This is a genomic window from Paenibacillus selenitireducens (assembly GCF_002021565.1).
GTDB lineage: Bacteria > Bacillota > Bacilli > Paenibacillales > Paenibacillaceae > Paenibacillus_K > Paenibacillus_K selenitireducens.
The window spans coordinates 373,116-395,569 of the sequence record NZ_MSZX01000006.1 but is presented as its reverse complement, the minus strand read 5'-3'; the positions used below and the strand labels follow the sequence as shown (position 1 = coordinate 395,569).

The window sequence follows — 22,454 nt, the reverse complement described above, 5'->3', positions numbered from 1 at the left end:
CCTACAAAAACAATCGTTTTTGACATCAAAGTAACCCGATTTAGACAAAGATTCTGAGAACGAATTCAACTATGATTATCGCACAGGACTATTCTTTACGTATACATATGACTTTGAGGTAAAGGGAGATATGTTATGAAAAAGGTATATACGGGTGCGAAAACTAAAGAAATCGTATTCCCACTTGGGGGGATTGGAAGCGGGTGTATTGGTCTTTCGGGGAATGGCCGGCTCGTCGACTGGGAAATTCATAATCGGCCTAACAAGAAGAGTTATAACGGTTTTAGCCACTTTGCTATCAAAGCAGAGCAGGATGGACAGCTGTTGGATGCCCGGGTTTTAAATGGCGATTTGCAAGCCCCGTATATGGGAGAACATATTCGAGGGGGTCCGATTCATAGCGGTTATGGATTTGGGCCTCAGAGCCAGACGATGGCCGGTATGCCGCATTTCCAACATACGGGATTCTCAGGAGAATTTCCTCTGGCATCGATGACATTTGAAGACCCTGCGTTCCCTGGGCAGGTTGAATTACTCGCATTCAATCCATTTATTCCGTTAAACGATCAAGACTCCAGTATTCCGGCGGCTTTTTTTGAATGGGAGATTGAGAATACAAGTGATGCTCCAATCACTTACACGTTATGTTTGTCAGTGGCAGATCCCGTACCTATAGAGAAAGTGACACATCATTTTGCTGATATCCCAGGGGAGCAAGGCCAACTCCTTCATACCTTAAAGCTTTCTTCCAATCAATATGATGCAGCGCATGTTGCCTATGGAGATGTATGTATCGCGACAGATTCGGACGAGATCAGTCATCAGGCCTATTGGTATCGCGGCAGCTGGTGCGATGCGCTGGAAATGTACTGGCATGACTTTACGAAGCCGGGGCGGTTGAAGAATAGAGTATACGCCGAGGATGAAGGAAACCAGCAGCGTAAAGATACGGCCTCGCTTGCCTCCCATGTGACGCTTGCGCCAGGCGAAAAAGGCAAGGTTAGATTTACGATCTCGTGGAACTATCCGAACGTGGAGAACTATTGGAACCCGCCGGCAGCAGGCAATAGCAGCTGGAAAAATTATTATGCATCGTTATTCGCAGATTCCCGCGCCAGTGCGGTGTATGCGTTGGGGCATTGGCAGCGTCTATATGATGAAACGTTAGCCTTCAAAGAAGCGATGTTCTCCTCGACATTACCGGAAGTCGTAAAGGAAGCGGTCTCGGCAAATTTATCCGTATTGAAGACGGCGACGTGTATGCGGTTAACGGATGGATCCTTTTATGGTTTCGAGGGCGGTATTGAAGATACCGGCTGCTGTGAAGGCTCTTGCACACACGTATGGAATTATGCTTATGGGATGCCGTTCCTGTTCCCTCAGTTAGAACGAAGCATGCGTGATCTGGATTTCAATTATAACCAGCGGTCGGATGGAAGAATGTCGTTCCGGCTCAACCTTCCGGTCGGGCGTGAGGCGCATGATTTCCATGCCTGTGCGGACGGTCAATTCGGCGGTGTGATTAAAGCGTATCGGGATTGGAAAATCTCCGGTAACGATGAGTGGCTCAGAATGAACTGGCCAGCTATTAAAAAATCAATTGAGTATGCATGGGCGGAAACGAACGAGGATCAGTGGGACCCTCACCAAAAAGGTTGGCTGGAAGGCAGGCAGCATCATACGTTGGATATGGAACTCTATGGGCCCAATTCATGGTTGAGCGGATTCTACCTCGCAGCCTTAAAAGCTGGATCTGAAATGGCGATTTATTTGGGTGAATCGGAGACAGGCCAAGTCTACCAGCACATGTTCGAACGAGGGAAAGCTTGGGTGGATCAGAATCTATTTAACGGGTCCTATTATATGCAGCTTATTGACTTGTCAGATCGGGATATTCTGGCTGTCTTCGGAGAGGACGCAGAACGAGGGTACTGGAATCGCGAGCTCGGCGAAATCAAGTATCAGGTTGCAGAGGGTTGCGTCATTGACCAGGTTATTGCCCAATGGCATGCAAATTTGTGCGGGCTAGGCGAGATATTCGATAAAGCGCAGACACGGCAAGCCTTGCAAGCGTTGTATCAGCATAATTTCAAATCGAGCATGCGGAATGAGGCGAATACTTGGCGCTTATATACGCTGAATGATGAGGCTGGTCTAATCATCTGTTCGTGGCCGGAAGGTACGGCTAAGCCATCGATACCGCTAACCTATAATTCGGAGACAATGACAGGGTTTGAATATCAAGCCGCCTCCCATATGATTCAAGAAGGGCTGCTTCAGGAAGGCCTAACGATCGTCAAGGCGATTCGGGACCGTTACGACGGCGAGAAACGTAATCCATGGAATGAGATCGAATGCGGCAGCAATTATGCCCGGTCCATGGCTAGTTATTCACTTCTCCTTGCATACAGCGGGTTTATGTATGATATGACAGCTAGGATGATCGGGTTTGACCCGGTATCACAGAAGGATCTCAAAGCACTGGAATGTTATCGGTTTTTCTGGTCGCTCGAGAGCGGATGGGGAATGTATATACAGAAGGAGCAGACCGCTGAACTCAGCATTTCCTATGGACAGTTGGAAGTGAGTACGCTTAAGTTGCCGAAATTCGCTAATGTCGCTGTACGCATCCAATATCCGAATGGACGGCAGGAAAACATCCTCACGGATGCGTTCGGATATATCCGGTTGGGCGAATCCGTCGTATTGAGAAGTGGAGAGCATTTGAGTGTAAGCAAGTCTGCTTAGTCAGCTCAATCAACAGGGACCAGGGACTGTCCTCGGTAGAAATCCGAGGAGTCAGTCCCTGATTTTGCATCGATATGCGGTTAGTCCAGTCCAGCGACGAGTTTACGCTTGCTGTTTCTGCAGCAAATCACGGAAAGCCGCCGTCAGCAGCGGCACGACCTCGAAGAGGTCTCCTACGATCCCGTAATCCGCGATCTTAAAGATCGGAGCTTCGGGATCTTTGTTGATGGCGATGATGACGCGTGAACTGCTCATCCCCGCTAGATGTTGAATTGCACCACTAATTCCGCAGGCGATATAAATTTCAGGCGTGACGACTTTCCCAGTCTGTCCGATTTGGAGACCGTAGTCGCAATATCCCGCATCACATGCGCCGCGGGATGCTCCAACCGCGCCTTGCAGAACGGAGGCGAGTTCTTCCAGGGGTTGAAACCCTTCGGCGCTCTTCACGCCCCGTCCGCCGGAGACGATAATTTTGGCTTCAGATAAGTCGAGCTTCCCGCTTGTTTTGCGGACCACCTCGCGAACGATGCTTCGTAGTGTGGGAGGCGTGTAGGGCAGTGCAACAACGTCTCTCGACGGAGTCGTATCTTGAACAGGCTGAAGCGGAATGTTGTTAGGGCGGATCGTGATGATTGCCGGGCGAGTGGGTGAACCTTGGATCGTCCGCTTCTCTACGGCCTTGCCCGCATAGAGCGGCCTTGTACAGATGATGTGCTCCCCTTGCTGCTGAATGTCCGTGACGTCAGATAGTTGTCCCGCTTGGAAGGCGGAAGCCAACCGGGGGCCAAGATCCCGGCCAAGGGCGGTATGCCCCAGTAGAATGACGTGCGGTTGAACGGTTGTCACGACGTGATGAAATGCTTGAAAATAGGCTTCGGCATGATAGGTTTCTAAATCGGTATGCGCAATTGTATACAACCGTTTCGTTCCGTGGGCGAAGAGTTCTTTCGCATAACGCTCGACTTCGGCAGGATCTTCAGCTGACCCATAGAAGAGACAGGTCACGATTTGATCTTGATCCTGAACAATATGGGCGGCAGCACTCACGGCCTCGAACGAGACTTGTCGTAATTGATGGTGGCGTATTTCCGCATAGGTAAGTAATGTACGGCTCACATAATCCCCTCCTTAAATCACTTTGGCATCCTCGTGTAATCTTCGAACAAGGTCAAGGGCCTGTTCATGCATATCCCCTTTGAGTAGGATGCCTGCTTGACGTGCAGGCGGCAAAGACAGTTCTAATCGAGAGGTTCTTGCAGCGAAATCATCCCAAGAAAATGAAGGAATATCGTCCAGTGTCAGCTGCCGGAACGGCTTTTTCTTGGCTTTCATAATACCGGGCAATGTCGGGTAGCGAGGCTCATTCAAACCTTGTTGGGCGGTGAAGAGAGCGGGGATCGCCGTCTCGATGATTTCGATATCCCCTTCCGCATCCCGTTGTACGACTGCTTTTCCATCCGCGGTGATGTCGAGCTTCGTAATCGAGCCCACGTGCGGAATGTCCAGCTGATGTGCGAGTCGGATGGCGACCTGTCCTGCCCCGTGATCGACGGAGAAATTTCCTCCCAGAATCAGATCAGGTTTGTGTCCGGTAAGATAGGCGGTCAATACATGTACGATGGCCCATTCATCTTGAGGAATCCGGTCATCCGTAATAAGAACGGCTTCATCCGCGCCCATGGCTAAGGCCGTACGGAGGGCTTCTCCCGTTTTTTCCGGGCCGATAGATAGAACCGTTACTTTCCCCCCTTGGCGTTCAACGATTCGAATCGCTTCTTCGACGGCATATTCATCATAAGGATTTACGATATATTTCACTCCCGTGTCGTCAATATTGCCGTTCACCAGCGTGATCTTCTCCTCCGTATCGAATGTTTGCTTCAGTAACACCCAAATATCCATTTCTTATACTCCTTTCGCATCGGGATTGATGGCTAAAGTCATGTTTTGCTCACGATTTATTGTCATATTTAAGCACGTAAATACCTTCTCCCGTAAGTTTATTAATCGAACAGCGTTAAAATACCGCTTATCCCGAACTCATTTTTCGGCATCTATGGACATATATCAGTAACGAGGATGGCATCGTGGGGACTCGGGTTCAGGGTTTATTTCGTAAAAGAGCGAAGGAGAGGATGTCTCATGAGCTTGGGCGTCGTACGCCTGCTTGCAGCTCTACTTCTCGTAGGCTACGCGTTCGCACTGTTCGGTATCGTCGTATACCGCCGATGGATGTATATCCGATTAGGGAAGCCGATGGAGCGAAGGCAAGGGAAGACAAAGACAGGGATTGAGGGCAAGCAAGAGTTTATGAAGCAAGTGTTCGGTCAATCGAAGCTGTTCAAAGATTGGCGCAGCGGATGTATGCATGTTGTTTTGTTCTACGGATTTATCATTGTACAGTTCGGGGCCCTTGATTTGATTGTAAAAGGGCTCGCCGGTCGCGGGATTCCGTGGTTTGAAGCTGCTTGGTTCACGTTCACCCAAGAGGTGACGGTGGGGCTTGTTCTTCTCGCGATTCTGTACGCGGCTTTTCGGCGTTATGTGGAGAAGCTTCAGCGATTGAAGCGTGACTTCAAGCCCAGTCTTGTCGTCTTCTTCATTGGATTTCTTATGCTTTCTGTGGTCTTCGCTCTAGGATTTGAACGTCTGCATCAGGGGATGGAGGGATCGTGGAGCGCCCCGCTGTCATCTGGTTTGGCCTCCTTATTCCAAGGGATTTCATTGTCCGGCAGCGCCGTAGGGTTTGAGATTGTATGGTGGATTCATCTGCTAATTCTGCTCCTTTTCTTGGTCTATGTGCCGCAATCGAAGCACTTTCATATTTTGGTGGCGCCGATCAACATTTGGCTGCGCAGGCAAGGTTCCCCGGGTCGGTTGCGTACATTGGATTTAGAAGACGAGAATGCAGAAACGTTCGGCGTCGATCAAATCGAACAATTTTCGCAAAAACAGCTCTTGGATCTCTATGCGTGCGTGGAATGCGGCCGGTGTACGAATGTCTGTCCTGCATCAAATACGGGAAAATGGCTTTCGCCTATGCATCTCATCGTAAAATTGCGCGATCATTTGACAGAGAAGGGGGCTGCAATGACATCTACATCTCCTTGGGTCCCTGCATTTGCGCTCAGTCAAGGAGGAGTCCATCGTGTGGATCCAGGTGTGGTTGTGCAGGATGAATTTCGCGAATCCAAGACGTTGGTAACGACGATCCAGCCCACCATGGCAGCGCACAAGGAAGCGTGGCGGAGCGATGAGGCGGTGGCGGTGGACTCCGTACAGCTCATCGGCGATGTCATCACCGAGGAAGAAATATGGGCGTGCACGACTTGTCGGAACTGTGAGGACCAGTGTCCCGTCGACAATGAACACGTGGATAAAATTATTGATCTGCGTCGTCATCTGGTATTGATGCAGGGCAGTATGCCGCATGACGGCCAACGCGCAATGCAGAACATCGAACGGCAGAGTAATCCTTGGGGAATGAGCCGTATGGATCGGGTGAAATGGGCAGAAGAGTACGCGGCAAAATGGATCGAACAAGGCGATCTGCTCGAAGAACAGGCACCACAGGCCCGTGAACGGGGGGAAGATCCCGTCAGTCTTATTGATCTTACCCGGAGAAACGAAATCCAAGCCAACCGCTTGAAGCGGGAGCGTACGGAACGATACCGGGTCCCTACCGTACAGGAGCATCCGAATTTCGAATATCTCTTCTTTGTTGGTTCGATGGGGTCGTACGACCTTCGTTCCCGCAAAATAACGGAGGCTTTGGTCCGATTGATGCAGGAAGCAGGGGTGAATTTCGCCATTCTTGGCAATGAGGAGCGGAATTCCGGCGATACGCCAAGACGTATGGGTAACGAGATGTTATTCCAGCAGCTATGTATGGAGAATGTGGCGACATTCGAGAAATACGGCGTTCGTAAAATCGTAACCGCATGCCCGCATACGTACAATACCTTGAAAAACGAGTATCCCGACTTTGGCTTTACGGGGGAAGTATGGCATCATACGGAGCTTCTTGCCGCATTAATTGATTCGGGAGCGCTTACGCCAAAACATGAGGTTAAGGAAAGAGTGACGTATCATGATTCGTGTTATCTAGGCAGATACAACGGAACGTATGAAGCACCCCGTCGTATTTTACGGGCGGTTTCGGGGGTCACTTTGCTTGAAATGGAACGTACGCGCGAGAACGGGATGTGCTGCGGAGCGGGAGGCGGTCGGATGTGGATGGAAGAAACCGCAGGCAAACGGGTGAATGTTGCGAGGACAGAGCAAGCATTAGCCGTATCGCCAACCATGATCGGTTCCGCCTGTCCTTATTGCCTGACGATGTTATCGGATGGCACGAAGCAGCAGGGTGTAGATGAACAAGTTCAAACGAAGGATGTTGCCGAAATCTTAGCGTTTGCGGTATTCGGTGAGTAAATGATGTCGTTAGGGAAAGCGGAGGGGTAGACGAAATGACAAGAGGGATTCGAAAAGCAGCTGTACTCGGTTCAGGTGTGATGGGAGCTGCCATAGCCGCGCATTTAGCGAATGCAGGGATTGCATGCTTGCTGCTGGATATGGTTCCAACGGCTTGTTCGAAGGAGGAAGAAGCGGCGGGGCTTGATCTGCAATCTGCCAAAGTCCGCAATCGCTTAGCAAGTCAGGCCATGGAGCGTTTGAAGAAGACAAACCCGGCCCCGCTCTTCGTTCCGGCTTTTGCGGACCGGATTACGCCAGGGAATATCGAAGACCACTGGGAGCGGCTTGGCGAAGTGGATTGGATTATCGAAGCCGTGACGGAGTCTTTGCCGATTAAGAAAAGCTTATATGCAAGGCTTGAGGAAGTCTGGAAACCGGGCACAATTGTGAGCTCCAATACATCGGGGATCTCGATCCGAGAGATGATTGAAGATTGCGGAGAGGCACTGCGGGCTCATTTTCTCGGGACCCATTTCTTTAACCCGCCTCGGTACATGAAGCTGCTGGAGCTCGTGCCTGGACCGGACACGGATCCGGAACTGCTGGTCTGGATGAAGCATTTCGCTGAGAAAAAGCTGGGGAAAGGCGTCGTAGTTGCCAAAGATACGCCGAATTTCATCGCGAACCGCATCGGAACGTACGGACTCTTAGTCACCCTGCAGGAGATGGAACGAGGCGGATTTACGGTGGAAGAAGTGGATGCGGTGACGGGACCTGCTCTAGGACGGCCCAAAAGTGCAACCTTCCGTACGTTGGATTTAGTCGGTCTGGATACCTTTGTGCATGTCGCGGTGAATGTCCATGCGAGTGTACCCGAGGATACGGCAGAAAAGGCGGCATTCCAGACGCCGGGCGTCTTAACGGAATTAGTCCGAAGAGGCTGGATCGGGGAGAAATCGGGTCAGGGCTTCTACAAGAAAGTGAAGGGAGCCAACGGGAAATCCGATATTCTTGCACTTCAGCTTGATACGTTAGCTTATGAACCTAGCCGGAAGATTACATCCGGATCGCTAGAGGCGGCGAAATCCGCGAAAGGCGCACGCAACCGAATTAAGGCATTGCTAGGTGGCCATGACAAGTACGCGGACTTAGCGTGGAACATCGTTAAACCTGTGTTGATCTATGCCGCCGAGAAAATCGGTGAAATCGCCGATACCGTCGTGGAGATCGATGATGCGATGAAATGGGGCTTCAACTGGGATTTGGGACCTTTCGAATTGTGGGATGTGATCGGCGTGAAGGCATCCCTTGCCCGGATGGAAGCAGAAGGCACGAAGGTGCCGGCGTGGGTTCAAGCATGGATCGATGAAGGCAATGAGACCTTTTATACGCAGCGCGAGACAACGGGGTTTTATGTACATCAGCAAGCTTGGAAACCGATGGAGATCCAACCCGAGCAAATTTCGCTCGCGAGCTTGAAGCAGCAGAACAAGATCATTAAGGGAAATACGGGGGCCAGCCTGATCGATCTGGGGGATGATGTAGTCTGCTTGGAATTTCACTCCCCCAATAACGCCATCGGCGTCGATATTCTTACGATGATTCAGCAGAGCGTAGACGAAGTAAGGCGGAACTGGCGCGGCCTCGTACTAGCGAACGAGGGACGGAATTTCTGCGTCGGCGCCAACTTGATGCTGCTCTTAATGGAAGCGCAAGACGGCGAATGGGATGAAGTAGATCATATTATTCGCACCTTTCAGAATACGATGCTCAAGCTCAAACGCTTAGAGAAGCCTGTCGTAGCGGCGCCTCATCGTATGACGCTGGGGGGCGGGGTCGAAGCTTGCATGCCGGCGGATCGGATTCTGTTCTCGGCCGAGACTTATTTTGGCTTGGTGGAGACCGGGGTAGGCTTGATTCCCGCGGGCGGCGGCTGCAAAGAGATGGCGCTTCGGGTCAGTCAATCTGCCGGCAGCGCAGACGAAGACGTTCAACCGTTCCTGAATAAAATATTCGAGACGATTGCGATGGCAAAGGTGTCTACCAGCGGTGAGGATACTCGAAATCTTCACTATATGCGGGCACAGGATCGCGTGATCATGAATCCGGATTACCGGATCTATGAAGCCAAGCAAGCTGTGCTGGCGTTAGATCGTGACGGGTATGTACTGCCGGAAGAAGAGCTGATCCGCGTGGTAGGCGAGGATGGTCGAGCGGTCATGCAGTTGGGGGCGCTTCAGCTGTATCAAGGAGGCTATATCAGCGATCATGACCTCTTAATTGCAAGAAAGCTGGCTCATGTGCTGGCAGGAGGAAATGCACCCGCCGGTACTCGCGTAACGGAGCAATATATGCTGGATCTGGAGCGGGAAGCCTTCTTAAGTCTAACGGGCGAGCCGAAAACATTGCAGCGGATACAGCATACGCTCGCTAAAGGCAAGCCATTGCGTAATTAATCCCATATAACAAAGGTGTCAACCCTTAGAGCTGAAGGAAAATGATGGAGGTGAACGGTGATGCAGGAAGCTGTCATTGTGTCCATTGCGCGTACGGCTGTCGGCAGGGCTAAGCGAGGAGGCTTGGCACAGACGCGCGCAGAGGACTTGGGTAAGGCGGTATTAAATGCGGTGGTTGAACGCGCGCCGGGTCTCGAAAAAGGCGATATCGAGGATATTATTATAGGTTGTGCGATGCCGGAGGGAGAGCAAGGGCTGAATGTCGCCCGCATCATGGCACAGTATGCGGGGTTTCCCGTTACGGTCCCTGCACTGACTGTTAATCGTTTCTGTGCGTCGGGTTTACAATCGATTGCATTTGCAGCAGACCGCATTCGACTCGGTGAAGCAGAGGTTGTGATCGCAGGCGGCGTTGAGAGTATGAGCCATGTGCCGATGGCGGGGTTCAAGCCCTCGCCGCATCCGCAAATCGTCTCCGATTTGCCTGGCGTCTATATGGCCATGGGACATACGGCGGAGAAAGTAGCCAGTCAATTCAACATCAGCCGTGAAGATCAGGACAGCTTCGCAGCAAGCAGTCATCGCAAGGCCGCGGCTGCGCTGGAAGCAGGGAAGTTCATCGAGGAGATCGTACCGATCGAGACAACGTTGAAGAACATAGATGAGCGCGGGCACCTTGTGGCGCGTTCCATTGTATTTGATCGCGATGAAGGTGTTCGGCCGGATACCTCCGAGGAGGTGCTTGGGAAGCTGAAGCCAGCCTTTGCCGTGCGTGGTACTGTGACCGCGGGCAATGCCTCGCAGACCAGTGACGGTGCGGCAGCCGCAGTCGTGATGAGCCGCGAACGCGCGGAAGAGCTCGGGTTGGAGCCGCTTGCGACCTTTCGTTCATTCGCTGTGGCTGGCGTAGCGCCGGAAGTCATGGGAATCGGACCTGTGGAGGCGATCCCAAAGGCGTTGAAGAAGGCGGGCATCGAGCTGGATCAGGTCGATTTATTCGAGATTAATGAGGCGTTTGCTTCCCAATGTCTGCATATTATTCGGGCGCTTGACATCGATCAAGATAAAGTGAATGTGAATGGCGGAGCGATTGCACTAGGGCACCCGCTTGGATGCACGGGAACGAAGCTTACAGCAAGTTTGATCTATGAGTTGAAGCGCCGCGGCGGCGGGATTGGCGTCGTATCGATGTGCATTGGGGGCGGCATGGGCGCTGCGGGAGTATTCGAGGTTCATTAATTTAGACAGGAGGGAAATCGATGGGAAGCGTAAGGGATAAAATGGTGGGCGGCAGCTTTGTTATTGAAGATGTCAGCCCGGAGGAGATTGTCACGCCTGAGGACTTTACGGAAGAGCAGCGTATGTTCGCGGAGACGACACGGCAGTTCATCGAGACCGAAGTATTGCCGCATGACGAGCAATTGGAGAAGCTGGATTACGAGCTTACCGTGAAGCTGATGCGCAAGGCAGGCGAGCTTGGACTGATGAGCTCGGATGTCCCGGAAGCCTACGGGGGATTGGGCTTAGATAAAGTAAGTTCGACGATTATTAATGAAGTGCTTGCTGCGGCTTCGTCCTTCGCTCTGTCTGTCGGAGCTCACGTCGGAATCGGGACGCTGCCAATTGTCTTCTTTGGTACGCAGGAGCAGAAGAAGAAATATTTGCCCGATTTAGCGACAGGCGCCAAAATCGCTGCCTACTGCTTAACGGAACCGACTTCAGGCTCGGATGCATTAGGTGCGAAAACAACGGCGAAATTATCTGCTGACGGTCAGTATTATATTTTGAACGGCTCCAAGGTGTTCATTACGAATGCCGGTTTCGCGGATGTGTTCATCGTGTACGCGAAGGTTGATGGGCAGCATTTCAGCGCATTTATCGTTGAGCGCGACACGCCGGGATTTTCCTTGGGACCCGAAGAGAAGAAGATGGGAATCAAGGCTTCGTCCACACGCCCTCTATTCTTCGAGGATGCACATGTCCCTGTCGCGAATTTGCTCGGCGAGGTTGGCAAGGGGCATTTGATTGCCTTCAATATTCTGAACATCGGTCGGTTCAAATTGGGGGCGGGTTGTGTCGGCGGTGCGAAGGAAGCGATACAAATCGCCGCGCAGTATGCGAATGTGAGAACGCAGTTCGGGAAGCCGATTTCCTCCTTTCCACTCATGGGCAAGAAGCTTGCAGAAATGAACATTGCCACCTATGTCATGGAAAGCATGATCTATCGGACGGCTGGGCTGATTGACGATATTCTGAAGGATCTGGACCATGCCAGTCCGGATGCCGGGAAGCAATCGGCGAAAGGCATCGCGGAATATGCGATCGAATGCTCGATCAACAAAGTGTTCGCTTCGGAAGCCCTGGATAAGGTAGCGGATGAAGGGGTTCAAATCCATGGCGGTTATGGCTTTATTCAAGAATATAAAATCGAACGCATTTATCGTGATTCCCGAATTAACCGGATTTTTGAAGGAACCAATGAAATAAATCGACTGCTGATTCCGGGAACGCTGCTGAAAAAAGCATTAAAAGGCGAGCTGCCTCTGATTCAAAAAGCGGAGGCCCTTCAAGGCGAACTGCTGCAGTTGATTCCAGGCCAATCCTTTGATGGCGTATTGGAGCAGGAGCGTCATCTTCTTCAGATGGCGAAGAAAATTTTCTTATTCGTAGGCGGCACGGCGATTCAGAAAGTGGGTACTCGCATCGAATCGGAGCAAGAAATATTAAGCAATTTGGCTGATATGATGATTCAAATTTACGCATTGGAAAGCGCATTGCTCCGTGCGGAGAAGCAGATCGCCCGTACCTCGGAAGCTCGCAGTGAGAACCTGATTCAAATGACGCAAGTATTCACGCAAGAAGCCTTTGAACGAATGGAATCGTATGCGAAGGAGACGTTGACCGCCTTGGAATCGGGAGATACCCTCCGTACGCAATTATCCGTGTTGAAAAAGCTTACCCGATATACGCCCGTGAATACGACAGCCCTGAAACGGGATATTGCCGCTCGTGTGATTCGAGGGGAGAAATATCAGTCTTAATCCATTAGGAAAGGATGTGCTACTCATGCATTCATCCAAGCTTTGGTTAAGGCATTACCCGCAAGAGGTAGCTCCTTCGAATGATTATCCGAACATCAATATTGCGCAATTCCTCGCGGATTCAGCTGCACGGTTTCCTCATCAACCCGCATTGGATTTTATGGGGAAGCGGATGACGTATCGACAATTGTCTTGTGAGGCGAATCGGTTTGCCAACGCACTCGTATCCTTAGGGTTAGAAGCGGGTGATCGCGTAGCGATCATGCTGCCTAACTGTCCGCAAATGGTCATTGCCTATTTCGGCATTCTTTCCATGGGCGGGATCGTCGTTCAGACGAACCCGCTCTACATGGAAGGCGAATTGAAACATCAGATGGCGGACGCTGGGGCCAAAGCCATTGTTACGCTGGATTTCATGCATCGTCGTGTCTTAGCCGTGAAACCCCATACTGCGATTCAACACGTCATTGTTACCTCACTAAAAGAAGCACTCCCTTTCCCGAAAAATATACTCTATCCGATCAAAGCCAAAAAAGACGGCCAAGATTTGCAAGTGACGTACAACGATGAGGTACTTTCGTTTCAACGCCTGCTAACGGATGCCTCGCCGCAGGTGGATTTGGCAGCCGTTAATGCACGCGAAGATATCGCTGTGCTTCAATATACCGGAGGTACCACAGGCGTGCCCAAAGGGGCCATGCTAACCCATATGAATCTCATCGCCAATACCTTGCAGGTAGCGCATTGGTTCTACCGGGCAGAGTTTGGTCAGGAAAGATATTTAGCGGCATTGCCGTGTTTCCATGTGTTCGGACTGACCGTCATTCTTAATCAATGCATTTATGCTGGAGGCATGTTAATCCTGCTTCCGCGATTCGAGATCAGTCAGGTGTTAAAGACGATCGATCGATTGCGGCCGACGATTTTTCCGGGTGCGCCGACGATGTACATCGCCTTGATCCATCATCCGGACATCAAGAAATACAGTCTCTCTTCCATTAAGGCTTGCGTGAGCGGATCTGCCCCGCTGCCGATTGAAGTTCAGGAAACGTTTGAATCTTTATCGGGTGGAAGGTTAATTGAAGGGTATGGACTGACCGAGGCTTCTCCTGTCACGCACGCCAATACGGTGTGGGAGAAGCGAAAGATTGGCACGATTGGTATTCCGCTGCCTGACACGGACGCGAAGATCGTGGATTCGGATACGGGAGAAGAAATGCCTATGGGGGATGTCGGCGAATTGATCGTCCGAGGTCCGCAGGTCATGAAGGGGTATTGGAACCGCCCGGATGAGACGGCCCATGTGCTGCGAGACGGCTGGCTTTATACAGGCGATATGGGAACGATGGATGAGGACGGATTTTTTGCCATTGTGGATCGGAAAAAGGATGTCATTATCGCGAGCGGCTTCAAAATCTATCCGCGCGAAATTGATGAAGTGCTCTATGAGCATCCAAGTATCAAGGAAGCGGTAGCTATTGGTATCCCTGACGAATATCGGGGGGAAACCGTAAAGGCATTCATCGTGCTGCGTGAGGGAGCTACCGTGACCTTAGAAGAGATTGATGCGTGGTGCCGTGAAAGGCTCGCCGCATTTAAAGTCCCGCGTGTCATTGAGTTTCGGGATTCCCTGCCGAAGACCATTATTGGGAAGGTGCTCCGCCGTAAATTGTTAGAAGAAGAATTGAAGAGAGATCCGAACGACGACGAGCAGTAAGATATCGTTGTTTCTTTTGGAGGTGCAAGGATGGAAATGAGTGACGCGGAGCGTAAATTTTATATGGAGCAAGTCTCCAAGCTTGCGGAGAATACATTCTGGGGTTTTCTTGGCTGCCAGCTTGAATCGCTCACCCCGCAGAAAGCCGAGATTAGCTTGCAGGCAGAGGTGCAGCATTTGAATTTAATCGGCATCGTGCATGGGGGCGTTCTCTCCTCTCTGCTCGATAATGCGATGGGTGTGCTCGTCATGAGTATATTGCCTCAAGCGAAGATCGTTACGACGAATTTAAATGTTCATTTCGTAGCGCCCATGCAGCCGGGAAGACTGATCGTGAGCGCTGAGCTGGTGCATCAATCCCGTAAAATGTTAACGGTCTATGGCATGATTACGGATGGTGAAGGCAAATTAGGAACGATCGGAACAGGAACATTTCGTATCATTTCAGGGGATTGATGGCGCTTGCATTTGACTTTGGCTGCCCAAAACTTTACGATTCTAATGAAGGGCAGGTTAGAATCCAAAGTCGTGGGAGGTTATAGGATGACATATCAAGCTAGCAGTGAACGTTATGCAACGATGAAGTATAATCGGTGCGGAAATTCAGGTCTCAAGTTGCCTGCGGTATCTTTAGGAATGTGGCATAATTTTGGCGGTGTGGACACCGAAGAGAATGGCCGCGCATTGCTTCGCAGAGCTTTTGATCTTGGCATTACGCATATTGATTTAGCTAATAATTATGGACCACCTCCAGGATCAGCCGAAGAAATGTTCGGACGTATGATGAAGAAAGATCTGGCTCCTTATCGCGACGAACTCGTGGTATCGACCAAAGCGGGTTACTACATGTGGGAAGGTCCATACGGGGAATGGGGATCCAAGAAATACCTCGTGAGCAGTCTGGATCAAAGCTTGAAACGCATGAATCTAGACTATGTGGATATCTTCTATCACCATCGTCCAGATCCGAATACACCGTTGGAAGAAACGATGGCTGCACTAGATCTGATCGTGCGTCAAGGCAAAGCGCTGTATGTCGGAATTTCTAACTATAATGCGGAGCAGACGCAAGAGGCAGTACGAATTCTCAAAGATTTAGGCACACCACTATTGATTCACCAGCCATCGTATTCGATGTTCAACCGCTGGATCGAGGATGGATTGCAGGATGTCTTAGAAGAGAACGGTGTCGGAAGCATTGCTTTCTCTCCACTGGCACAAGGCTTGTTAACGGATCGTTATTTGGATGGGATTCCGAAGGATTCGCGTGCAGGTCGCGGTGGATTCTTGAAGGAAAAGGATATCACGGAAGCGGTCCTGGATAAGGCGCTTCGCCTGCAGAAGATTGCTGCACGCCGCGGTCAATCTCTGGCACAAATGGCACTCGCATGGGTATTGCGCGGCGGACGCGTAACAACCGTACTGATCGGAGCAAGCCGCGTGACGCAGTTGGATGAGAATGTGGCAACCTTGAATAATTTGGATTTCAGTACAGAAGAGCTTGCAGAGATCGATAATATCTTGAAATAATGCGTCTGGGTTACTATAACGCCGTTATCATGCTGTTTACAGCGTGTTACGGCGTTTTTACTTTATTTGTTAGAACATATGATATTTCATTAGGGTATCTAAATACTGTATAATGAAAACAAATTGTTAATGTTCTATGAATATGTGAAAGAGAGAGGTTGCAACATGACCCGACTGGAACGCTTTTCTGGCTTATGGAAAAAGCCGTTTGTATTATTTTCAATTATTGTGCTGCTTAAAAGTTGCTTGGCTTACGCCGTCGTGTTCGGCGATAAAGTCCCATGGATTGCGCTCGTGGCGGATATACCTTTTGCATGGGTGTTATTCTGTCTAATCGAATTGTTCGCATCCAAACGGAAGTTAGGATGGTACGTGACCGTAAACGTGCTCGTGACGGCCATATTGTTCGCTGTCATTATGTATTACAAATATTACGGTGTTATCGTTACTTACCATGCCTTGGAACAAGTGAACCAAGTAACAGCGGTGAAGAACAGCGTATTTTCGTTGCTCGCACCTTATTATTTGCTGATTTTTACGGATATTATTATTTTGTTCTACGTTACTTTCCGCAAGAAGATTGCAAAAGGCTGGAAAGATGTTGTAAAAGTGAAGATGCATCGCGGGCTGGCACTGGGCATTCTCGTGGTCTCCCTTGCCATTTGTATGTTTAACATCTGGCCGAATCGCGCGAGTATGAACGAAATCAAACAAGCGAAGGATATGGGCATCCTCAATTATGAGATGTACACGATTTTGTCTCGTGAGAAACAGGACTTGATTGATCCAAAAGAGATTACGCAAGACCGGATTAATCAGCTGAAGGGAATCGAGAAGATTGCCAACCCGAGTTATTATGGCGCGGCCAAAGGCAAGAACTTGATTATCATTCAAATGGAGTCCCTCCAGAGCTTTCTCGTTAATTTGAAAATTGACGGCCAAGAAATTACGCCGAACTTGAATAAGCTCGTGAATAACAATTTCTACTTCCCGCATTTCTTCCAGCAGGTTGGCCAAGGGAATACGTCGGATGCCGAATTCGTTGTGAATAGTTCCTTCTACATCCCGCCGAACGGCGCAGCAACGATGATTTATGCAGGAAAAGAGCTGCCGAGTCTGCCGAAGCTGATGCAGGAGAACGGATATCAGACCGCCACCTTCCATACAAATGTTGTGGAGTTCTGGAATCGTGGAGAACTTTATAAAGGCCTAGGTTGGGAAAAATATTACGATGCGAAATTTTTCGAAGGTGAGGATGAATTTTTCTTCGGTTCGTCCGATGAAGTGCTCTATCGGAAGACAGCAGCTGAGCTTCAGAAGATGAACGACAGCGGCAAGCCGTTCTATAGCCAGGTTATTTCCATGAGCGCGCATCATCCGTTTACAATCCCGGCATCCAAATATAAAATGGCCTTGCCGGAACGTTATGAAGGCACATTTGTCGGGGATTACATTCGCTCGCAAAATTACGCAGACTATGCGTTAGGTCAATTCTTCGATGAATTGAAGGCGAACGGCGTCTGGGACGATAGCGTCATCATGATCTACGGCGACCATTTGGGGTTACCGATCTATTCCTTGACGAAGGCGGATAAACAGCTGATGGAGGAAATTTACGGACGCGAATACGGGTATACCGATATGATTAATATTCCGTTGGTGATTGCTTCTGAAGGCGTTACGAATCCAACCGTCTTTCCAGGGCTTGGCGGAGAAATCGATGTTATGCCGACAGCTGCCAATTTGTTAGGGGTTTCGATGGATCATCAAATTCATTTCGGTGAAGATATCTTTAATCAGAAAAACAATTTATTGCCGCAACGTTATTACTTGCCGTCCGGATCCTTTGTCAGTGGGAAAACGCTCTTCATGCCGGGCGACGGCTACCAAGACGGGACCCAATATTCACTTTCAGGCCAATCTGGCGTAACGAGCGGCGTCACGGAAGAAGAGTACAATCAGGCGCTTCAATTATTGCACTTATCCGATAGTTATGTGAGTCAGCTGCCCGATTGGAAGAAAAAATAGAGAACAAGAAAAGGGATGCATCAAGTCATGATGGACTTGGCGCATCCCTTTTGTATGCTCCTTGCGTGGTACTTAACGTTTTGCTTTGCGATAACCTGCCTTTTCGGCCTCTGCTTCGGTGTAGAACATTTCCTCTGCCTTGGTGGATTCATAGGAGGCTCCGCCAGGAACATGATAGATCTTTTCACCTTTACGATTGATATTGCCTTTGATGGTCGGCTTTTTGGAAGAATCTTTCGATGGGCTTGTACTTGGCTGCTTCGGGTTCTTATTTTGCGATTTGGAAGCAGGCGTACTGACAGCACTATCGTTGAAGCCTTTATCTGTCGCATAGTTCTCAATGCTCCAGATGCCTAACTCGGCTTGCTGTGCCTTTTTCTGGATTTCACGAAATTGGTCGACGTATTTTACATTTGGCGGATAAACGTAGGCGACTCGTGCGAGGCCTTGTTCGAGCAGCATTTCGTTAAACATCTTGTCTCCGATCCATATGTATGCGAGCAGCCTTCCGTATTTATCCCGTTCGGATACATCCAGCTCGACTCTTACGGGCTGGTCGGTTAATGTTTTTTTGGCAAATGCCGATGCTTCTGGACCAAAGGGTTCAACGGGTTTGGAGGGATGCACCGTTTCCGGGGTATCGACAAGCAAGAGTCGGATCCGTTCTTTTTTTCCATTGAACTCAACATCCAAGGTGTCTCCGTCAACGACTTTCACGACCTTAGCATTGGCATCTGATGAATCTGTACCTGTGGTGGCACTACAGCCTGCAAGGGTTGCAAGAATAACCAGAAGGATGAGATACATGGCAAGGGTTAACGATGTTTTCTTTAAGGTTTTCAATGATTTGGCACTCCTTATGTCATTCAAGTTGTTCGTTGTAGTATAAGTATGCTAAGAAAGTCGCCGGTTGGCAAGCGAACAGGAAGCAACAATTTAGGGCTTGCTCGATGGAAAAATATGTGATAACCTAACCTTAAATTAATATGGACATGAACGGAAGCACCGTCATCATCCACAGTTCTGCTGTGGTTGTTGGCGGTTTTTTTGCGTTGTTCGAAGGAAAGGGGGGCAAGCCACCATGCGAAGGTTGGAACTTCAGATGGCCGTATTCGTCGCAGTCGTCGGTATGGTTTGTTGTATAGGTGGTGTGTTGAAGATTGTAGATCTGATGTGACTTTTGCGGAGAAGGGGAGGGCAGCCCATGAAGAAATTACATCTCATCTTGGCGGTAGAGGACCGAGATTATGCCGAATTGTTTGTCCAATATATTCAGGCATCCGATTTCATGAAGGAAGTTATCGTTAAATCCTTCACACAGTTGGAATCTTTTCGTTATTATGTGCAGCATGAATCGAGTGTGGACTTGATTGTTGCTGAAGCGTCGTTTTTGGTTGGGGATACGTTGAAGGATGGCGTAAGTCCCGTGATGATGCTGACGGAGGATGTGGGGGGAGGAGAGATAACAAGAGAAGGGGAGGTTCCGAAAATCGGGAAATACCAGCCCCTGCATCTTCTCGTATCTTCGTTACTAACCTTTTATGCTTCCGAAAGGAACCGTCCATCGGGTCGCAGCCATCATCGCACAGAACAGACCCGAATGATTGCCGTATATTCGGCTGTCGCAGGTATGGGCAAGACGACTGTGGCTTTGAATCTATGCAAGCAATGGGCTCTTCAAGGACAGCGCGTGTTTTATTTGAGCTTGGAGCTGCTGAATAGCATGGAATCTATTGTACGCCTACCGGAAGGAAGAACGTCTGACAAGCAAGAGAATCGATTCTCTAAGCTCCTTTATTATTTGAAAGCAGATCGGGCAATGGATGAGCTGGTTAGGGAATGGGCGAGTTATAAGCACCATGATGCTGCGATGCATATTGAATATGTTGAGCCTGTATCGAATTTAGATGAAATGAAGCAATTAACGCAGAGGGATACGGAACGGTTATTGGACTTGTTGGTAAGGACGGGGGCGTATGATGTTGTGGTATTGGATTTGGATTCCGTGCTAGAGGAGCGAACGCTCGTGGCCTTAGAACGATGTGATCAGATCATTTGGCTGCTGCAGGATGATTTGCTCGCATTACGCAAGACGGAAGCAATACTTCAGTACATGGAACGAAGTCTATCTGCTCAAATCGTGTCATCTATGCTTCATAAGACCTGTTGCACGATGAACCGTTATCAAGGAAATATGTTGAATTCGTTACGCGCATCACGTCTTCGGGTACAAGCCCACTTACCTTATATCACCGCTTGGAAGCAGATAGATCAAGGTCAGGTTCTGTTGCAATCAGCGACGTTTCAAGCGGCGATTTTGAAGTTATGTGCTGGGGAAGTACTGAATACGGAAGAACAGGGGGCGTTCCGCAATGCGTGAGGAATGGGTCACGTCCATTCGCCAGACGGTACGTGCGGGATTGGATTTGTCGGGATCGACGAGCGATGCGGAATTATATCGCGCAATAGAGCATGCGGTATTCCGTCATATGGAATCGCCGACATGGACAGCAGCGGATAAACAGCAAATCGTGCAGCGCGTATATTACACATTTCGGGGCTTAGATGTCCTGCAGCCTTTCGTGGAAGACCGGCGGATTACGGAAATTATGATTAATAGCCATGAAGAGATTTTTATCGAGGAAGATGGTGAGGTCAAGCGGGCCTCCATCGGCTTTGAATCGCAGGAACGGCTAGAGGATATCATTCAATCGATCGTGGCCCAAGTGAATCGCGTCGTGAATGAATCTTCACCGATTGTCGATGCAAGGTTGCAAGACGGCTCGCGCGTAAATGTTGTACTTCCGCCGATTGCATTAAAAGGGCCCACCATGACGATACGGAAGTTTCCCGATACGCCAATGACCATGAAGGATTTAGTAGATAAAGGAGCCTTGACAGACGAGGCGGCATCTTTCTTACAGCAACTTGTTCGCGGGAAATACAATATTTTTATTAGCGGGGGGACGGGATCGGGAAAGACAACCTTCCTGAATGCATTATCACAGTACATTCCGAGTGATGAACGTGTCATTACGATTGAAGATTCTGCAGAATTGCAAATTCGAACGGTTCCCAATCTGGTCGCGCTCGAGACACGTAATGCGAATACCGAAGGGAAGGGGGAAATCTCGATTCGAGATTTAATACGTTCGTCTCTTCGTATGCGACCGAACCGGATCGTCGTGGGTGAGGTTCGGGGCGCGGAGGCCTTAGATATGCTGCAAGCGATGAATACTGGGCATGATGGAAGCTTATCAACCGGGCATGCCAACGGGACGCAAGATATGATTAGCCGCTTAGAGACGATGGTTCTAAGTGGGGCTCCGCTTCCTGTGGAAGTCATCCGTCAGCAGATTAGCTCGGCAATTGATATCATCGTCCATCTCTCTCGCTTACGTGATCGATCACGTCGTGTGATGGATATTAGCGAAGTCATTGGACTCCAAGAAGGTGAGGTGGTGTTGAACTCCTTGTTCCAATTTGAGGAGTGTGCGGAGAAGGAGGGAAAGGTTATTGGGCGATTGCAAGCGACTGGAAGCAAGCTTGTGCATACGCAAAAACTAGGGATGGCAGGAATACGGTTGGAACACCAAGATAGGGAGAGGGGTGAATCATGAGTATGGTTATCCTCGTCCTGGCGGCTATTCTGATTACTGGAGGGATCTTGATTGCTCAGGAGAAGAAACGCAGCAGGCAACAGGATACATCAGAGAAGGATGACGAGGTTCATAAGACAGAATCAGATGAAGGTTTAACACAATACACCGAATACACGCTGACCCGACGTCAATGGATGACCGCTTTTATGATCGCAGGATCCGCAGGGGGAGTGATAGGGTATTTATTCTATCACCATGTGATCGTTGCTCTCCCGTGTGTAGGCTTGGGGGCCATGTACCCTCGATTTCGGCGGAGAGCCTTGCTTCACAAGCGGAGATCCGAATTGAGCTTACAGTTCAAGCAGGCACTCTATTCGTTATCCTCCTCGCTTGCAGCCGGAAGGTCTGTGGAGAATGCCTTTTATGAGGTTGTACAAGATTTACAGCTCTTGTATCCGGACGCGAATACCGATCTGATCCGAGAGTTTCGGATAATCCGATTCCGATTAGAGAATGGTGAACCGATTGAGGAGGCCGTTCAGGATTTCAGTCGTAGGGCAGGAATCGAGGATATTACGAATTTTGCGGATGTATTTACAGCTTGCAAGCGAACCGGCGGGGATTTAGTCGAGGTTGTACGACGAACCTCCACGATGATTGGAGAGAAAATTGACATTCAGCAAGAGATATCGGTGATGGTAGCGCAGAAGAAATTTGAATCGAAGGTCATCATGTTGGCACCTGTCGGCTTTTTAGCATTTCTGAATATGAGCGCGCCTGATTTTATGACACCAATGTATTCTGGCGTGGGCATCATCGTATCCACATTTGCATTATTCGGACTTATCGCTTGCAGTGTTTGGATTCTGAAAATCATGGATATTCGCGTATAGCGATAGTTCGTTGAAAGGAG

Annotated in this window: 15 protein-coding genes; 12 read left to right on the top strand and 3 right to left on the bottom strand. The window is 49.7% G+C overall.

All coding sequences use genetic code 11. The annotated features are described in order from the left end of the window. Positions 1 to 135: 135 nt before the first annotated feature. Positions 136 to 2,748 carry a GH116 family glycosyl-hydrolase gene (locus BVG16_RS17560; RefSeq protein WP_078500052.1) on the top strand — a complete coding sequence of 871 codons (2,613 nt, stop codon included), beginning with the start codon at positions 136 to 138 and terminating at the stop codon, positions 2,746 to 2,748. A gap of 102 nt (positions 2,749 to 2,850) precedes the next feature. On the opposite strand, the gene BVG16_RS17555 is transcribed toward BVG16_RS17560, so the two are convergent. Together BVG16_RS17555 and BVG16_RS17550 are read right to left on the bottom strand one after the other, a co-directional pair. Then, positions 2,851 to 3,867: an electron transfer flavoprotein subunit alpha/FixB family protein gene (locus tag BVG16_RS17555; RefSeq protein WP_078500050.1), complete on the bottom strand. Its 1,017-nt coding sequence runs from the start codon at positions 3,865 to 3,867 to the stop codon at positions 2,851 to 2,853. A gap of 12 nt (positions 3,868 to 3,879) precedes the next feature. Beyond that, positions 3,880 to 4,653, bottom strand: coding sequence for an electron transfer flavoprotein subunit beta/FixA family protein (locus BVG16_RS17550; protein WP_078500048.1), 774 nt, complete (start codon positions 4,651 to 4,653; stop codon positions 3,880 to 3,882). A 240-nt stretch (positions 4,654 to 4,893) separates the two neighbouring features. Between BVG16_RS17550 and BVG16_RS17545 the strand changes: the two genes are divergently transcribed. The 8 genes from BVG16_RS17545 to BVG16_RS17510 all read left to right on the top strand — a co-directional run bounded on the left by BVG16_RS17545 (position 4,894) and on the right by BVG16_RS17510 (position 17,939). Then, positions 4,894 to 7,185, top strand: coding sequence for a (Fe-S)-binding protein (locus BVG16_RS17545; protein ID WP_078500046.1), 2,292 nt, complete (start codon positions 4,894 to 4,896; stop codon positions 7,183 to 7,185). A gap of 35 nt (positions 7,186 to 7,220) precedes the next feature. Beyond that, a complete protein-coding gene (locus BVG16_RS17540; protein ID WP_078500044.1) occupies positions 7,221 to 9,623 on the top strand; it encodes a 3-hydroxyacyl-CoA dehydrogenase/enoyl-CoA hydratase family protein in 2,403 nt (800 codons plus the stop codon). A gap of 60 nt (positions 9,624 to 9,683) precedes the next feature. Beyond that, positions 9,684 to 10,862: an acetyl-CoA C-acyltransferase gene (locus tag BVG16_RS17535; protein ID WP_078500042.1), complete on the top strand. Its 1,179-nt coding sequence runs from the start codon at positions 9,684 to 9,686 to the stop codon at positions 10,860 to 10,862. Positions 10,863 to 10,882: 20 nt separating this feature from the next. Beyond that, a complete protein-coding gene (locus BVG16_RS17530) occupies positions 10,883 to 12,664 on the top strand; it encodes an acyl-CoA dehydrogenase family protein (protein ID WP_078500040.1) in 1,782 nt (593 codons plus the stop codon). A 25-nt stretch (positions 12,665 to 12,689) separates the two neighbouring features. Then, a complete protein-coding gene (locus BVG16_RS17525; RefSeq protein WP_078500038.1) occupies positions 12,690 to 14,381 on the top strand; it encodes a long-chain-fatty-acid--CoA ligase in 1,692 nt (563 codons plus the stop codon). Positions 14,382 to 14,411: 30 nt separating this feature from the next. After that, the gene (locus BVG16_RS17520; protein ID WP_078500036.1) at positions 14,412 to 14,837 is read left to right on the top strand and encodes a PaaI family thioesterase; all 426 of its coding nucleotides are present in this window, start codon (positions 14,412 to 14,414) and stop codon (positions 14,835 to 14,837) included. Between the two features lie 87 nt (positions 14,838 to 14,924). Continuing rightward, the gene (gene mgrA / locus BVG16_RS17515) at positions 14,925 to 15,911 is read left to right on the top strand and encodes an L-glyceraldehyde 3-phosphate reductase (RefSeq protein WP_078500034.1); all 987 of its coding nucleotides are present in this window, start codon (positions 14,925 to 14,927) and stop codon (positions 15,909 to 15,911) included. A gap of 165 nt (positions 15,912 to 16,076) precedes the next feature. Further along, entirely contained in the window at positions 16,077 to 17,939 is a 1,863-nt protein-coding gene (locus tag BVG16_RS17510; protein WP_078500032.1) for an LTA synthase family protein, read from the top strand. Positions 17,940 to 18,011: 72 nt separating this feature from the next. On the opposite strand, the gene BVG16_RS17505 is transcribed toward BVG16_RS17510, so the two are convergent. After that, positions 18,012 to 18,782 carry a thermonuclease family protein gene (locus tag BVG16_RS17505; RefSeq protein WP_233147071.1) on the bottom strand — a complete coding sequence of 257 codons (771 nt, stop codon included), beginning with the start codon at positions 18,780 to 18,782 and terminating at the stop codon, positions 18,012 to 18,014. Between the two features lie 361 nt (positions 18,783 to 19,143). On the opposite strand from BVG16_RS17505, the gene BVG16_RS17500 reads away from it, so the two are divergent. Genes BVG16_RS17500 through BVG16_RS17490 form a run of 3 tightly spaced genes read left to right on the top strand, consistent with a single transcriptional unit; the run spans position 19,144 to position 22,434 of the window. After that, positions 19,144 to 20,319 (top strand): AAA family ATPase, encoded by a 1,176-nt coding sequence (locus BVG16_RS17500; protein WP_078500031.1) that lies wholly within the window; start codon positions 19,144 to 19,146, stop codon positions 20,317 to 20,319. Beyond that, positions 20,312 to 21,559: a CpaF family protein gene (locus BVG16_RS17495; protein ID WP_078500030.1), complete on the top strand. Its 1,248-nt coding sequence runs from the start codon at positions 20,312 to 20,314 to the stop codon at positions 21,557 to 21,559. Before BVG16_RS17500 ends, BVG16_RS17495 begins: the two co-directional genes overlap by 8 nt. Then, positions 21,556 to 22,434: a type II secretion system F family protein gene (locus tag BVG16_RS17490; RefSeq protein ID WP_078500028.1), complete on the top strand. Its 879-nt coding sequence runs from the start codon at positions 21,556 to 21,558 to the stop codon at positions 22,432 to 22,434. The genes BVG16_RS17495 and BVG16_RS17490 overlap by 4 nt, the downstream gene beginning before the upstream one ends. Positions 22,435 to 22,454: the final 20 nt, after the last annotated feature.

What these genes read in the sequence shown, in the direction of transcription:
- BVG16_RS17560 (WP_078500052.1), top strand. Translation starts at nt 136, where the DNA reads ATGAAAAAGGTATATACGGGTGCGAAAACTAAAGAAATCGTATTCCCA.
- BVG16_RS17550 (WP_078500048.1), bottom strand. Translation starts at nt 4,653, where the DNA reads ATGGATATTTGGGTGTTACTGAAGCAAACATTCGATACGGAGGAGAAG.
- BVG16_RS17545 (WP_078500046.1), top strand. Translation starts at nt 4,894, where the DNA reads ATGAGCTTGGGCGTCGTACGCCTGCTTGCAGCTCTACTTCTCGTAGGC.
- BVG16_RS17540 (WP_078500044.1), top strand. Translation starts at nt 7,221, where the DNA reads ATGACAAGAGGGATTCGAAAAGCAGCTGTACTCGGTTCAGGTGTGATG.
- BVG16_RS17535 (WP_078500042.1), top strand. Translation starts at nt 9,684, where the DNA reads ATGCAGGAAGCTGTCATTGTGTCCATTGCGCGTACGGCTGTCGGCAGG.
- BVG16_RS17530 (WP_078500040.1), top strand. Translation starts at nt 10,883, where the DNA reads ATGGGAAGCGTAAGGGATAAAATGGTGGGCGGCAGCTTTGTTATTGAA.
- BVG16_RS17525 (WP_078500038.1), top strand. Translation starts at nt 12,690, where the DNA reads ATGCATTCATCCAAGCTTTGGTTAAGGCATTACCCGCAAGAGGTAGCT.
- BVG16_RS17520 (WP_078500036.1), top strand. Translation starts at nt 14,412, where the DNA reads ATGGAAATGAGTGACGCGGAGCGTAAATTTTATATGGAGCAAGTCTCC.
- mgrA (WP_078500034.1), top strand. Translation starts at nt 14,925, where the DNA reads ATGACATATCAAGCTAGCAGTGAACGTTATGCAACGATGAAGTATAAT.
- BVG16_RS17510 (WP_078500032.1), top strand. Translation starts at nt 16,077, where the DNA reads ATGACCCGACTGGAACGCTTTTCTGGCTTATGGAAAAAGCCGTTTGTA.
- BVG16_RS17500 (WP_078500031.1), top strand. Translation starts at nt 19,144, where the DNA reads ATGAAGAAATTACATCTCATCTTGGCGGTAGAGGACCGAGATTATGCC.
- BVG16_RS17495 (WP_078500030.1), top strand. Translation starts at nt 20,312, where the DNA reads ATGCGTGAGGAATGGGTCACGTCCATTCGCCAGACGGTACGTGCGGGA.
- BVG16_RS17490 (WP_078500028.1), top strand. Translation starts at nt 21,556, where the DNA reads ATGAGTATGGTTATCCTCGTCCTGGCGGCTATTCTGATTACTGGAGGG.